This window comes from Streptomyces sp. Tu 3180 (genome assembly GCF_009852415.1).
GTDB lineage: Bacteria > Actinomycetota > Actinomycetes > Streptomycetales > Streptomycetaceae > Streptomyces.
Genome location: NZ_WOXS01000002.1, coordinates 2234325 through 2247845, shown reverse-complemented (window position 1 = coordinate 2247845; position 13521 = coordinate 2234325). Strand labels below are relative to the sequence as shown.

Genomic DNA, 13521 nt, shown 5'->3' with positions numbered 1-13521 from the left:
CTGGGGAAACCCTCCGTAAAGCCACCCCGACCTGCGTTTTTATACTGTCCTTTACCCAGCTCTTTACCAACCCTTGGTGAATGGGGTAGTGTTGCTTGCACGGAGGGGAGTACTCCCTGTCTGTGCGGCGACCCCGTCAATACGGATCAGGCCAGATCCCGGGGCGTCGGCCCATGGGCCCACTCGGTGCCGTCCGGCACCCGGGTCCGGGTGGAAGAGACCTCCGGCAGCGACGACGCTGACATCTACCGTGTGACGTATCTGCCGGAGGCGCAGTGGAAGTTTCCATGACCCTGTGGGTCCTGACGATCGTGGGCCTCGCCGCCCTGATCGCGGTCGACTTTTTCATCGGCCGCAAGCCCCACGACGTATCCATCAAGGAAGCCGGAATCTGGACGGTCGTCTGGATCGTCCTGGCCGTGCTCTTCGGGCTCGGCCTGCTGGTCTTCGGCGGCGGCCAGCCCGCCGGTGAGTTCTTCGCCGGCTTCATCACCGAGAAGTCGCTGAGCGTCGACAACCTCTTCGTCTTCGTCCTGATCATGGCGAAGTTCGCGGTGCCGTCGCAGTACCAGCAGCGGGTCCTCCTGATCGGTGTCCTCATAGCCCTGGTGCTGCGCGCGGTCTTCATCGCCGCGGGCGCCGCGATCCTCGCCAGCTTCTCCTGGGTGTTCTACCTCTTCGGGGCCTTCCTGATCTGGACCGCCTGGAAGCTCATCCAGGAGGCCCGGGCCGACGAGGAGGACGAGGAGTACGAGGAGAACAAGCTCCTCAAGGCCGCCGAGCGCCGCTTCGGCGTGGCCGACCGGTACCACGGCACCAAGCTGTGGATCGAGCAGAACGGCAAGCGGGTCATGACCCCGATGCTGGTCGTGATGCTCGCCATCGGCACCACCGACGTCCTGTTCGCGCTCGACTCGATCCCCGCGATCTTCGGCCTGACCCAGGACCCGTACATCGTGTTCACCGCGAACGCGTTCGCCCTGATGGGTCTGCGGCAGCTGTACTTCCTCATCGGCGGCCTGCTGAAGAAGCTGGTCCACCTCTCCTACGGCCTGTCGATCATCCTCGGCTTCATCGGCGTGAAGCTGGTGCTGCACGCGCTGCACGAGTCCGGGGTCCACGTCCCCGAGATCAGCATCCCGGTCTCGCTGGGCGTGATCTGCACGGTCCTGATCGTCACCACGATCACCAGCCTGCGGGCCTCCCGCAAGACGGCGGAGGCCGAGGCCGCACAGAGCCCGGGCGAGGGCCACGCGAAGGACAGCGTCGACGCCTGACCCCGTCGCCGCACAGAACAGCCGGCACCGGGAACGGAGGGAGGCACATCGCCGACCTCCGCTCCCGGTGCCCGCGCGTTTTCGGCGGCGTGCCCCGGCAACGGCACGCCGCCGGGGGCGCGAGAACGCCCCGCGCCGCACTCCGGCGCCCACCGAACACGACTCGTACGAGGAGGCCATGCGTGACCATGACGACCCCGGGACGATCAGGAGGGCGCAGCGGACGGACCCGGCCGGAGGGGGCGGCCGGCGAGGTGCGACGCCCCTTCGCGTCTGGGACGATCGCCCCATGAGCGCTCCGCTCGGGCGGCTCACGGCGCAGTGGACGACCCTGGTGCCCCCGCTCGCCGTGGTCCTGCTGGTCCTCACCTGGGGACGTGATCTGCCCGGACCGGCCGTCGCCGTGAGCACGCTGGTCCTCGCGGGGGCCGTGCTGGCGGCCGTGCACCACGCCGAGGTGGTCGCCCACCGGGTGGGGGAACCCTTCGGCTCCCTGGTCCTCGCGGTCGCCGTCACCGTGATCGAGGTGGCGCTGATCGTGACCCTCATGATCGACGGGGGGGACAAGGGCGCGACGCTCGCCAGGGACACCGTGTTCGCGGCCGTGATGATCACCTGCAACGGCATCCTCGGACTGAGCCTCCTGGTCGGCTCACTGCGCCACCGCACCGCGGTCTTCAACTCGGAGGGCACCGGTGCGGCCCTCGCCACGGTCGCGACGCTGGCGACCCTCAGCCTGGTGCTGCCGACGTTCACCACGAGCAAGCCGGGCCCGGAGTTCTCCACCGTGCAGCTCACGTTCGCGGCGGTCTCCTCGCTGGTCCTCTACGGCCTGTTCGTGACGACGCAGACCGTGCGCCACCGCGACTACTTCCTGCCCGTCCCCCGGCCGGGCAGGGCGGCCCCCGGCGGCGAGCACACGCAGGACCACGCCGAAGCGCCGTCCGCGCGCACCGCGCTGACCAGCCTGGGGCTGCTGGGCCTGGCCCTGATCGGGGTGGTCGGTCTGGCCAAAGGCGTCTCGCCCACCATCGAGTCCGCAGTGGACACGGCCGGCCTGCCCCACGCCGTCGTCGGTGTGATCATCGCGCTGCTGGTCCTCCTCCCCGAGACCATCGCCGCGGTGCGCGCCGCGCGCCGCGATCAGGTCCAGATCAGCATGAACCTCGCGCTCGGCTCGGCGATGGCCAGTATCGGCCTGACCATCCCCGCGGTCGCGCTGGCCTCCCTGTGGCTCCCCGGTCCGCTCGTCCTCGGCCTCGGCAGCACCCATATGGTGCTGCTCGCCCTGACCGTGGTGGTGAGCGCGCTGACCGTGGTCCCCGGGCGGGCCACACCGCTCCAGGGAGGGGTGCACCTGGTGCTGCTCGCGGCCTATCTGGAGCTGGCGGTCAACCCGTAGGACGGAAGGCGGGCCGCGGCCCCGGGACGGCCGCGCGCGGCCGTCCCGGGGCCCGGGCGGTCTCAGTACGTGACGGTGATGCGCCGGGCGGGGCCGTCGACCCGGACCTGACCGCCGTAGGGGATCACCAGCTGCGGGTCGGTGTGCCCGAGGTCCACGTCGAAGACGACGAGGGCGTCCGGGGCGTAGGTCCGCATCGCCCGCCGGACCGCCTCGCGCTGCGCGGCGGCGTAGGCCGCGCCCTCCTGCGGGCCGAGGGGCCGCTCGAACGACCAGGTCTTCGGGCGGCCCATGAGGAGCGCCGAGAAGCGCCCGAGCAGCCCCCGCTCTCCCATGTTCCGCAGGGTGCGGAAGACCTCCTCGGCGCTCGGCAGCTCCTCCGAGGTCTCCAGGAACAGCACGCCGCCGTCGTACTCCGACAGGTCCCGGGCGACCCCGCGGTCGGCCATCAGCATCCAGCCGACGATCTCCAGACAGCCGCCCCAGGTGCGGCCCTCGGCCACCCGGTCGGCGTTCACCCAGGTCCAGCCGGTCCCCGGCCGGGTCTCCGGCTCCGCGTCGAACGTCGCCGGATCCGCCCAGTCCCGGTCGACGTCGCGCCACCGTCCGGCGGGGCGCAGCTCGTACGCGCCCGGGGTGAACAGAGCGGCCCGCAGGGACTCGGCGGTCTGCGGGTGCATCGCCCCGGGGCGGCCCAGCTCGACCATCACGCTCGCGCCGTGGAACGCGACGATCCCGGCCTCGCGGAGGAAGGCGAGCAGATGGGTGTTGTCGCTCGTCCCGAAGAACGGCTTCGGGTGGGCGCGGATCAACTCCCGGTCCAGCAGCGGCACCACGGTGATCTGGTCGTCACCGCCGGTCGACGCGACGACCGCCTTGATCCCCGGGTCGGCGAAGGCGGCGTGGATGTCGTCGGCGCGTTCCCGCGGCGTCGAGCCCATGGTGCGCGTCGCCGGGTACTCGACCGGCTCCAGCCCGAACTCCTCGCGCAGCCGCTCCAGCCCCAGTTCGAAGGGGAGCGGGAAGAGACCCGGCAGGCCGGAGGAGGGCGAGATCACGGCGATCCGGTCGCCCGGGGAGGGCTTGGGAGGGTACGAGAGGGTCGTCATGCCGGGAGGTTAGGGCCCGGCTGCCGTGCGGCGCACCGTGATAAACCGGGTCCGAGCAGCGGTTCCGCCGAGGACCGCCCCACCCCGAACGGACCGGAGGAACCGTGCCCCGCAACCTGGCCACCGCCCCGATCATGATCCTCAACGGCCCCAACCTGAACCTGCTGGGACAGCGCCAGCCGGAGATCTACGGCTCCGACACGCTCGCCGACGTGGAGGCGATGTGCGCCGAGGCGGCGGCCGCGCACAACGGCACGGTGGACCTGCGCCAGTCCAACCACGAGGGACAGCTGGTGGACTGGATCCACGAGGCGCGCCTGAACCACTGCGGGATCGTCATCAACCCCGGCGCCTACTCGCACACCTCCGTCGCGATCCTGGACGCCCTCAACGCCTGCGACGGCCTGCCCGTGGTGGAGGTCCACATCTCCAACATCCACCGGCGGGAGTCCTTCCGGCACCACTCCTACGTCTCGCTGCGCGCCGACGGCGTCATCGCGGGCTGCGGGGTGCAGGGGTACGTGTTCGCGGTGGAGCGGGTCGCGGCGCTGGCCTGCCCGGGAGCGGCCGAGGCGTAGGGGCGCTCCCGCGGGGCGGACGGCGCTTCCGCGGTCCGCCCCCGTGTCCCGTCCGTGCTCCCGCGGCTCCGCGGCTCACCACCCGCGCGCGTGCCACTCCGGCAGGTGCGGGCGTTCCGCGCCCAGCGTGGTGTCGTTGCCGTGGCCGGGGTAGACCCAGGTCTCGTCGGGGAGCACGTCGAAGATCTTGGTCTCGACGTCGTGGATCAGGCTGGCGAACGCCTTCGGGTCCTTGTGGGTGTTGCCCACACCGCCCGGGAACAGACAGTCCCCGGTGAACACGTGCGGATGCCCGTGCGGATCGTCGTAGACGAGGGCGATCGACCCGGGCGTGTGCCCGACCAGGTGACGGGCGGTGAGTTCCACCCGCCCCACGCGGACGATGTCGCCGTCGTCGACCAGGACGTCGGTCGGCACCGGGATGCCCTCGGCGTCGTCCCGGCCGGCGTGGGTGCGGGCGCCGGTGGCGGCCACCACCTCGGCCAGCGCCTGCCAGTGGTCGCCGTGCCGGTGGGTGGTGACGACGGACGCGATGCCGTCGTCACCGATCGTGCCCAGCAGGGTCCGCGCGTCGTCGGCCGCGTCGATCAGCAGCTGCTCGTCGGTGGCCCGGCACCGCAGCAGATAGGCGTTGTTGTCCATGGGGCCGACCGCGATCTTGGTGATCATCAGGTCCTTGAGCTCGTGCACGTCGGCTGGGCCGCCGACCGTCACCCGACCGCTGTACGTCATGGCTGTCAGCCTATAGCGGCGACCCCCGCGCGGTCGCCCCGGTGCGGCGGGGAGCGCCGCCGCACCCTCGCGTCGCCGGCCCCGCGCGCCGCCGTCCCGCTACAGCGGCGGGAGCGCCGGGAGCGCGCCGCCCTTCACCCTCAGCCCGGAGCCGTCGCGGCGCCCGGCGAGCCAGCCGAGCAGGTCGGCGGCCGCGCCCTCGACCGCGACCGGGCCGCCCTCGGCTCCGCCCCCGGTGCTCCAGGAGCGGCCGTCGTCGGCGGTCAGGCCCGTCGCGGGCACGTCCCGGTGCCCGGCGAACCGCCGCGCCAGGAAGTCGATCTCGCGCTCCACGAACTCCGCCGGCAGGTCCTCCAGTTCGTAGCCGACACCGAGGTCCACGTGGTGCAGCTCCACCTCGACCCAGCGCCGGAACGGCACCCCGGCCGCCCGGTCCGTGACCCCGTTGCGCAGTTCCACCGTGCGCGACCAGTCCGCCGGCGCCGCGCACACCGCCCGGAAGCGCTCCGCGCTCTCCCGCACGTCGGCGAGGTGCGCGTCGAGGGGGCGCGGGGCGCCCCGCTCGATGTCGGCGTCCCGTGCCGCGCCGGAGACGTACATGGGGCGGCCCCGGAGGACGTTCACCAGGGCGTCCGCGTTGCGGGCGAGGTGGGCCAGCACGTGACCGCGGGTCCAGCCGGGCAGCCGTGACGACTGGGTCACAGCCGCGTTGTCCAGTGCGCCGACCGCGCTGAGCAGCCGCTCGGTCGCGGCCTGCACAGACACCAGGTCATGAGCGTGATCAATCATGGTGCTGACCCTAGCCGCGCCACACCTTCGGGTGAAGAGGCCGCAGGAACGCCGTGAATCGAATGTGCGTGCTATAGGGTCGTGGGCGGCGTCGGGCATGCTGGATGGCCGGGGTGTGTTCTCAACCCGTGAATCCGACCGGCGTTGTCAGTGGCTCCCCCTAGTCTGAGAAAGCACAGGGGCTCCGCCCCTGTCACTTCTTCCAAGAAAGGTGCGGACCGGCGTGGCCGACCGTCTCATCGTCCGTGGAGCGCGCGAGCACAACCTCAAGAACGTCTCGCTCGACCTCCCGCGCGACTCGCTCATCGTCTTCACGGGTCTGTCGGGGTCGGGCAAGTCCTCGCTGGCGTTCGACACGATCTTCGCCGAGGGACAGCGGCGCTACGTGGAGTCGCTCTCCTCGTACGCCCGGCAGTTCCTCGGCCAGATGGACAAGCCGGACGTCGACTTCATCGAGGGCCTGTCCCCGGCGGTCTCCATCGACCAGAAGTCGACCTCCCGCAACCCGCGTTCCACGGTCGGCACCATCACCGAGGTCTACGACTACCTGCGTCTGCTCTTCGCGCGCATCGGCAAGCCGCACTGTCCCGAGTGCGGCCGGCCCATCTCCCGCCAGTCGCCGCAGGCCATCGTCGACAGGGTCCTGGAGCTGCCGGAGGGCAGCCGCTTCCAGGTGCTCTCCCCGCTGGTGCGCGAGCGCAAGGGCGAGTTCGTCGACCTCTTCTCCGACCTCCAGACCAAGGGCTACTCCCGCGCGCGGGTGGACGGCGAGACGATCCAGCTGTCCAACCCGCCCACGCTGAAGAAGCAGGAGAAGCACACCATCGAGGTGGTCGTCGACCGCCTCACGGTGAAGGAGAGCGCCAAGCGCCGCCTCACCGACTCCGTGGAGACCGCCCTCGGCCTGTCCGGCGGCATGGTCGTGCTCGACTTCGTCGACCTCCCCGAGGACGACCCCGAGCGCGAGCGCATGTACTCCGAGCACCTGTACTGCCCGTACGACGACCTGTCCTTCGAGGAGCTGGAGCCCCGCTCCTTCTCCTTCAACTCGCCCTTCGGCGCCTGCCCCGAGTGCACCGGCATCGGCACGCGCATGGAGGTCGATCCCGAGCTGATCGTCCCCGACCCGGACAAGAGCCTCGACGAGGGCGCCATCCACCCCTGGTCGCACGGCCACACCAAGGACTACTTCGACCGTCTGATCGGCGCCCTCGCGGACGCGCTGGGCTTCCGCACGGACATCCCCTTCGGGGGCCTGCCGCAGCGTGCCAGGAAGGCCCTGCTGTACGGCCACAAGACCCAGGTCGAGGTCCGCTACCGCAACCGCTACGGCCGCGAGCGCCGCTACACCACGGCCTTCGAGGGCGCCGTCCCCTTCGTCAAGCGCCGGCACAGCGAGGCCGAGAGCGACGCCAGCCGCGAGCGCTTCGAGGGCTACATGCGCGAGGTGCCCTGCCCCGCCTGCGAGGGCACCCGCCTCAAGCCGGTCGTCCTCGCCGTCACGGTCATGGGCAGGTCCATCGCCGAGGTCTCCGGGATGTCCATCAGCGACTGCGCGGACTTCCTGGGCGAGCTGAAGCTGACCGCCCGCGACAAGAAGATCGCCGAGCGCGTGCTGAAGGAGGTCAACGAGCGGCTGCGGTTCCTGGTCGACGTCGGCCTGGACTACCTCTCGCTCAACCGCGCGGCGGGCACGCTCTCCGGCGGCGAGGCCCAGCGCATCCGCCTGGCCACCCAGATCGGCTCCGGACTCGTCGGCGTGCTCTACGTCCTCGACGAGCCGTCCATCGGCCTGCACCAGCGGGACAACCACCGGCTGATCGAGACCCTGGTCCGGCTGCGCGACATGGGCAACACGCTCATCGTCGTCGAGCACGACGAGGACACCATCAAGGTCGCCGACTGGATCGTCGACATCGGCCCCGGCGCCGGCGAGCACGGCGGCAAGGTCGTGCACAGCGGCTCGCTGAAGGAGCTGCTCGCCAACGCCGAGTCGCAGACCGGCCAGTACCTGTCCGGCAAGAAGTCCATCCCGCTGCCCGACGTCCGCCGCCCGCACGACCCGTCGCGCCGGCTCACGGTGCACGGCGCCCGCGAGAACAACCTCCGGGACATCGACGTGTCCTTCCCGCTGGGCGTGTTCACCGCGGTCACCGGCGTGTCCGGCTCCGGCAAGTCCACGCTGGTCAACGACATCCTGTACACCCACCTGGCCCGCGAGCTGAACGGCGCCCGCAACGTGCCCGGCCGGCACACGCGCGTGGACGGCGACGACCTCGTCGACAAGGTCGTCCACGTCGACCAGTCGCCCATCGGCCGCACCCCGCGCTCCAACCCGGCGACGTACACCGGTGTCTTCGACCACGTCCGCAAGCTGTTCGCCGAGACCACCGAGGCGAAGGTCCGCGGCTACATGCCCGGCCGCTTCTCCTTCAACGTCAAGGGCGGGCGCTGCGAGAACTGCGCCGGCGACGGCACCATCAAGATCGAGATGAACTTCCTCCCGGACGTGTACGTCCCGTGCGAGGTCTGCCACGGCGCCCGCTACAACCGGGAGACCCTGGAGGTCCACTACAAGGGCAAGTCCATCGCCGACGTCCTGAACATGCCGATCGAAGAGGCCATGCACTTCTTCGAGGCCGTCCCGGCGATCTCCCGCCACCTGAGGACGCTCAACGACGTCGGTCTCGGCTACGTCCGGCTCGGCCAGTCCGCGACCACCCTGTCCGGCGGTGAGGCGCAGCGCGTGAAGCTCGCCAGCGAGCTGCAGAAGCGCTCCACCGGCCGCACGGTCTACGTCCTGGACGAGCCGACCACCGGTCTGCACTTCGAGGACATCAGCAAGCTGCTGAAGGTCCTGTCCGGCCTGGTCGACAAGGGCAACACGGTCATCGTCATCGAGCACAACCTCGACGTGATCAAGACCGCCGACTGGGTCGTCGACATGGGTCCCGAGGGCGGTTCCGGCGGCGGCCTGGTCGTCGCGGAGGGCACGCCCGAGCAGGTCGCGAGCGTCCCGGCCAGCCACACCGGCAAGTTCCTGCGCGAGATCCTCGGGCCGGAGCGGATCAGCGACGCCGCCCAGACGCAGGCCCCGCGCAAGACGGCGGCGAAGAAGACGGTCGCCGCCCGGGCCACCACCCGGAAGACCGCCACCAAGGCGGTCGACGGCGCCACCGCCGGGAAGGCGGCCAGGAAGACCACCGGGACCACGAAGACCGCCGCGAAGCGGACGTCCCGGGGGACCAAGGCCTGACGGCCGGCCCGCCCGCACCGACGCGCGCCGTGCCCGGGGAGCCGACAGCTCCCGGGGCACGGCGCGTGCGCGTGTCCGGACCCCGCTCCGGGGTCAGGCGGTCCTCGGCTCCACGAACTGCATGTCCAGCTGGATCTTCACCACGTCCCCCAGCAGACCGGGGGCGAAGTCCAGCCCGAAGTCGCTGCGCCGGATCTCGCCCGTCGCCTCGAACCCGGCGTGCCGGTGATCGCTCATCGGCACGGCCACCAGCCCGCCGAACTCCACGGCGAGCGTCACCGGCCGGGTCACCTGGCCGATCGTGAGCTCACCCTCCATGGTCCAGTCCTCGCCCTCGCCCGAGACGCGGGTCGAACGGAAGGCCATCGCCGGCCGTTTCTCGACGTCGAGCAGGTCGGCGGCGCGCACATGGGCGTCCCGGTCGGCGTTCCCGGTGTCGATCGAGGCCAGGTCGATCGTCGCGGACACCCGGACGTCCTCGGCCCTCTCCCCGACGTGCAGGTCGGCCCGCACCTTCTCGAACCGCCCCCGCACCTTGGCGATGCCCAGGTGGCGGATGGTGAAGTTCACGGCGGAGTGCAGCGGATCCAGCGCCCAGTCGCCCGGGGCGAGCGGCAGAGCGGCGGCGGTGGTGGCAGCGGCGGCGGTGGTGGGTTCGTTCGTCATGCCCACCACCCTGGGCGCCCGCCGGCCCGGCAGGGAGGCCGGGTGAAGCCTGGTAGTGACAGGGCCACCCTGCGACGCGCGGGCGTTGGTACGTTCGAGCCGTGAGCGACAACGAGTTGGGCACGTACCTGCGCACCTGGCGCGAGGCGGTCACCCCGGCCGAGGTGGGACTGCCCGCGGGCCACCGGCGCCGCACCCCGGGCCTGCGCCGCGCGGAGCTGGCCCTGCTCGCCGGCATCAGCGTCGAGTACCTCACCCGGCTGGAACAGGGCCGCGACCGCAACCCCTCCGCCCAGGTGCTCGGCGCCCTCGCCGACGCCCTGCACCTGTCCCTCAAGGACCGGACGGTGCTGCGCCGGCTGACCAAGGAGGCCGGGGGCGGCGACCCCGTGCTCTGTGCCGCCGCGCCGCCGCTCGGCCGGACGGTGCGCCCCACCGTGCGGGCCGTACTGGACAGCCTGGAGCCCGCCCCCGCCGCGGTGCTCAACTGGATCGGCGACGTCATCGCCCACACCGCGGGCTACGCGCGGCTCGTCGGCCCCATCGGGCTGCTCGACGACGAGCGGCCCAACCTGCTCCGGTACCTCTTCACCGACGAGCGGGCGCGCGAGGCCCACCCCGACTGGGACCGGGTCGCCGACGACCTGGTCGCCCGGCTGCGCCACGAGGCGCCCCTGAGGGACCCCGCCGTCACCGAGCTGGCCGACGAGCTGACGGTGACGGCGGGAGCGGAGTTCGCCGACCGCTTCGCCGACCTGGCCGCGGCCCCGCGCACCCTCGGCTCCCAGGAGATCCGGCACCCGCAGGCCGGGCCGCTGCGCCTGCTGCACGAGACGCTCGCCCTCCCCGACGACGGCCAGCGCGTGGTCGTCCACCTTCCCGCGGACGACACCACGGCCGCCGCGCTGGACCGCCTCAACGGCCGCCGGCCGGGCGCCCTGTTCGCCGTGCCGGAGAGGCCCGTGCGCGAAACCGGGTGACCCCGCCGCGGGCTCAGCCGTCGGTTTCCAGCTCGTGGGCGTACGGCGGTTCCGCGCCCGGGCGCGAGCAGGTGACCGCCGCCGCGCGCGCCGCGAAGCCGAGCAGCTCCGTCCAGCCGTCGGCGTCCAGGGCGGCCACGCCCTCGTCGCTGAGCGCGTCGCGGACCGCGAGGCCGTGCAGCAGGGCCGCGTTCACCGTGTCACCGGCGCCGATGGTGTCCACCACCTCGACCCGCTCGCCCGGTACGGAGTACTCACCGCCTCCGCGCGTGAACACGGTCAGCCCGTCACCGCCCCGGGTGACCACGACCGCCGCCGGACCGGCGGCCGGCCATTCCCGGGGGGACCCGCCGAGCCACTCGGCGTCCTCCGCGGACAGCTTCAGCAGGGACACCGACGGCAGCCAGCTCTCGAACCGGGCCCGGTAGGCGTCGGGGTCGGGGATGAGCCCCGGACGGATGTTGGGGTCCAGCGCGGTGAACACACCCCGGGCGGACGCGGTGCGCAGCAGCTCCTCGTACGCGCTCGCGCCCGGCTCCAGCACGAGCGAGCAGGTGCCGAAGGACACCGCCCGGGTGCCGGCCGGCAGTGCCCGGGGCGCCGTGAACAGCCGGTCGGCGGTCCCCTCCACGTAGAAGGAGTACGCCGCCGAGCCGTCCGCGCCGACCGTGGCGACGGCGAGCGTCGTCGGCTCGTCACCGCGCTGCACCGACGACACGTCCACGCCGGTCTCCCGCAGCCGGTCCAGCAGCGCCTCGCCGAAGGCGTCGCGGGACACCCGGGAGCAGAAGGCGGCGGGGGAGCCGAGGCGTCCCAGCGCCACCGCCGTGTTGAAGGGGCCGCCCCCGAGGGCCGGCGTCAGCGCCGCGAGCGCACCCGCGCCCTGCGGTACCAGGTCGATCAGTGCCTCACCGGCTACGACGATCACGAAGGGTTCCTTTCAGACTGCACGGGCTGCACGGGCTGCACGGATTCCACGGGCTGAACGGGTTCCAAGGACCGCACGGGCTGCCGCGGTCCGTCCGGGCAGCCGCAGGACGTGCGGTGCACGAAGGCGCACGGGAGCCGCACCGTCCGCGCGGGCCGGTCCGGTTCGGCGAGGCGGTCCAGGAGCACCTGGACCGCACGGGCGCCCATGTCCCTGCTGGGCTGCGCGATCGCGGTGAGCCGGGGCGAGAACAGGTCCGCCCAGGCGAAGTCGTCGAAACAGCACAGCGCGATGTCCTCGGGCACGGACCGTCCGCGGGCCCGCAGGGCGCGCAGCGCGCCGATCGTCATGGCGTTGTTGGCGGTGACCAGCGCGGTGGGGCGCGCACCGAGGGACAGCAGGGCGGCGGTGGCCCGTTCGGCACCGGCCGACTCGGAGTCGCCGTGCACCAGGAGCCGCTCGTCGTACGGCAGCCCGGCGGCCCTCAGGCCGTGCCGGTACCCGGTGATCCGCTCGGCGGTGGTGCTGAGCCCGGGCAGCCCGGCGACCAGGGCGATCCTGCGGTGGCCGAGCCCGGCGAGGTGGGTGACCAGCAGGGCCGTCGGTTCCGTGTTCTCGGCGCAGACCTGGTCGAAGCGCGCGCCGCCGTCCCCGGGGCCGTCGGCCGCCCGGTCGTCCCCGCAGCCGTCGACCACCCGGTCCAGGAACACGGCCGGCACCCGGTGGCGCCCGAGGTAGGCGAGGAGCTCGCGCGGTCGCGCGGAAGGCGCGACGATCATGCCCTCGACCCGGCGCTCGTGCAGCAGCTGGACGACCTTGCGCTCGTGCTCCGGGTCGTCGTGCGGGTCGGCGATGAGCAGGCTGTAACCGTGTTCCAGGGCCTCGGCCTCGACGCCCTGGAGGATCTCGGTGAAGTACGGGTTGCTGATCGCCGACACCGCCAGTCCGATCGACCGGGTGCGGGAGGTCACCAGGGAGCGGGCCAGGGTGTTGGGGGTGTAGCCGAGCTCCTCGACGGCGGCCAGCACCGCCTGACGGGTGTGCGGCAGCACCGGCCGGGTCCCGTTCAGGACGTGCGAGACGGTCGCGACCGAGACGCCGGCGCTCCGTGCCACGTCCGCCATCGTCGCCATCGTCCGCCCTCCCTCCGGCGCCCGCGAGGCACCTTCCGGGTCGGGAAGGTATCCCATCCGGCGGCGGACGTAAACGCTTGCGCAAGCGTTTACGCGAACGCCCGCGGGTGCCCGTGCGCCCGGGCACCCGCCCCCGGCCGCCGCGACCGCCCCGGGTATCGTCCCCGTGTACCGCCGTTCGACCCGTGGAGCACCTCATGTCCGCCCGCCCCGCCGCGAGCCGCCGTACCGTCCTGCGGGGCGTGGCTCTCACCCCCGTCGCCGGACTCGGCCTCACCGCCTGTGGAGGCGCCGGGGACACGCCCGCGGGACTGACCGAGCCCGTCGAGCTCGGCCCCGAGAGCGAGGTCGCCAGGGGCGGCGCGAAGCTGTACCGGGACCACAAGGTCGTGGTCAGCCGGAGCGAGGACGGCGCCTTCACGGCGTACAGCTCCGTCTGCACGCACGCGGGATGCCCCGCCAACGAGCTGGAGGGGACGAGGCTGATCTGCCCCTGTCACGGCAGCGAGTTCGACGCCACCACCGGCAAGGTGCTGCGCGAGCCGGCCGTGGCCCCCCTGACGCCCGTGGTCATCGAGGTGAGGAACGGCACGGTGATCGCCAAGCCGCAGGCCTGACCGGGTCCCGGCCCGGACGGGATCCCCCGCCCCGCCGTCCCCCGCCCCGCCGCC

General features: G+C 72.4%; 12 protein-coding genes. 6 read left to right on the top strand and 6 right to left on the bottom strand.

The genetic code is table 11. From position 1 onward, the window contains the following. The first annotated feature begins 275 nt into the window (after nt 1–275). Nucleotides 276–1277: a TerC family protein gene (locus GL259_RS11055; RefSeq protein ID WP_159531618.1), complete on the top strand. Its 1002-nt coding sequence runs from the start codon at nt 276–278 to the stop codon at nt 1275–1277. Nucleotides 1278–1566: 289 nt separating this feature from the next. Then, nucleotides 1567–2679: an ionic transporter y4hA gene (locus tag GL259_RS11050; protein ID WP_159531616.1), complete on the top strand. Its 1113-nt coding sequence runs from the start codon at nt 1567–1569 to the stop codon at nt 2677–2679. Nucleotides 2680–2741: 62 nt separating this feature from the next. Here GL259_RS11050 and GL259_RS11045 read toward each other — a convergent pair whose 3' ends face one another. Then, entirely contained in the window at nt 2742–3788 is a 1047-nt protein-coding gene (locus tag GL259_RS11045) for a S66 peptidase family protein (RefSeq protein ID WP_159531614.1), read from the bottom strand. Between the two features lie 104 nt (nt 3789–3892). Between GL259_RS11045 and aroQ the strand changes: the two genes are divergently transcribed. After that, nucleotides 3893–4366 carry a type II 3-dehydroquinate dehydratase gene (aroQ, locus tag GL259_RS11040; protein WP_159531612.1) on the top strand — a complete coding sequence of 158 codons (474 nt, stop codon included), beginning with the start codon at nt 3893–3895 and terminating at the stop codon, nt 4364–4366. 75 nt (nt 4367–4441) lie between these two features. On the opposite strand, the gene GL259_RS11035 is transcribed toward aroQ, so the two are convergent. Then, the gene (locus GL259_RS11035; protein WP_159531610.1) at nt 4442–5098 is read right to left on the bottom strand and encodes an MBL fold metallo-hydrolase; all 657 of its coding nucleotides are present in this window, start codon (nt 5096–5098) and stop codon (nt 4442–4444) included. 99 nt (nt 5099–5197) lie between these two features. Continuing rightward, complete coding sequence (locus tag GL259_RS11030) at nt 5198–5887, bottom strand: maleylpyruvate isomerase family mycothiol-dependent enzyme (RefSeq protein WP_159531608.1); 690 nt, start codon at nt 5885–5887, stop codon at nt 5198–5200. A gap of 223 nt (nt 5888–6110) precedes the next feature. On the opposite strand from GL259_RS11030, the gene uvrA reads away from it, so the two are divergent. Further along, complete coding sequence (gene uvrA, locus GL259_RS11025) at nt 6111–9143, top strand: excinuclease ABC subunit UvrA (protein ID WP_159531606.1); 3033 nt, start codon at nt 6111–6113, stop codon at nt 9141–9143. A gap of 93 nt (nt 9144–9236) precedes the next feature. Here the strand turns inward: uvrA and GL259_RS11020 are convergent, their stop codons facing one another. Further along, entirely contained in the window at nt 9237–9809 is a 573-nt protein-coding gene (locus tag GL259_RS11020; protein WP_159531604.1) for a YceI family protein, read from the bottom strand. 101 nt (nt 9810–9910) lie between these two features. On the opposite strand from GL259_RS11020, the gene GL259_RS11015 reads away from it, so the two are divergent. Further along, nucleotides 9911–10789 carry a helix-turn-helix domain-containing protein gene (locus GL259_RS11015; RefSeq protein WP_159531602.1) on the top strand — a complete coding sequence of 293 codons (879 nt, stop codon included), beginning with the start codon at nt 9911–9913 and terminating at the stop codon, nt 10787–10789. Between the two features lie 13 nt (nt 10790–10802). Here GL259_RS11015 and GL259_RS11010 read toward each other — a convergent pair whose 3' ends face one another. Continuing rightward, nucleotides 10803–11717 carry a carbohydrate kinase gene (locus GL259_RS11010; protein ID WP_159531600.1) on the bottom strand — a complete coding sequence of 305 codons (915 nt, stop codon included), beginning with the start codon at nt 11715–11717 and terminating at the stop codon, nt 10803–10805. Next, the gene (locus GL259_RS11005) at nt 11714–12850 is read right to left on the bottom strand and encodes a LacI family DNA-binding transcriptional regulator (RefSeq protein ID WP_159531598.1); all 1137 of its coding nucleotides are present in this window, start codon (nt 12848–12850) and stop codon (nt 11714–11716) included. The genes GL259_RS11010 and GL259_RS11005 overlap by 4 nt, the downstream gene beginning before the upstream one ends. Nucleotides 12851–13047: 197 nt before the next feature. Here GL259_RS11005 and GL259_RS11000 point away from each other — a divergent pair, with 197 nt between their 5' ends. Beyond that, on the top strand, nt 13048–13467 hold the full coding sequence (locus GL259_RS11000; protein ID WP_159531596.1) for a Rieske (2Fe-2S) protein: 420 nt from the start codon (nt 13048–13050) through the stop codon (nt 13465–13467). Nucleotides 13468–13521 lie beyond the last annotated feature (54 nt).

Bases quoted from the DNA above. Each gene is read 5' to 3' on its own strand.
- GL259_RS11020 (WP_159531604.1), bottom strand. From the start codon at position 9,809: ATGACGAACGAACCCACCACCGCCGCCGCTGCCACCACCGCCGCCGCT.
- GL259_RS11030 (WP_159531608.1), bottom strand. From the start codon at position 5,887: ATGATTGATCACGCTCATGACCTGGTGTCTGTGCAGGCCGCGACCGAG.
- GL259_RS11000 (WP_159531596.1), top strand. From the start codon at position 13,048: ATGTCCGCCCGCCCCGCCGCGAGCCGCCGTACCGTCCTGCGGGGCGTG.
- GL259_RS11005 (WP_159531598.1), bottom strand. From the start codon at position 12,850: ATGGCGACGATGGCGGACGTGGCACGGAGCGCCGGCGTCTCGGTCGCG.
- GL259_RS11035 (WP_159531610.1), bottom strand. From the start codon at position 5,098: ATGACGTACAGCGGTCGGGTGACGGTCGGCGGCCCAGCCGACGTGCAC.
- GL259_RS11050 (WP_159531616.1), top strand. From the start codon at position 1,567: ATGAGCGCTCCGCTCGGGCGGCTCACGGCGCAGTGGACGACCCTGGTG.
- GL259_RS11045 (WP_159531614.1), bottom strand. From the start codon at position 3,788: ATGACGACCCTCTCGTACCCTCCCAAGCCCTCCCCGGGCGACCGGATC.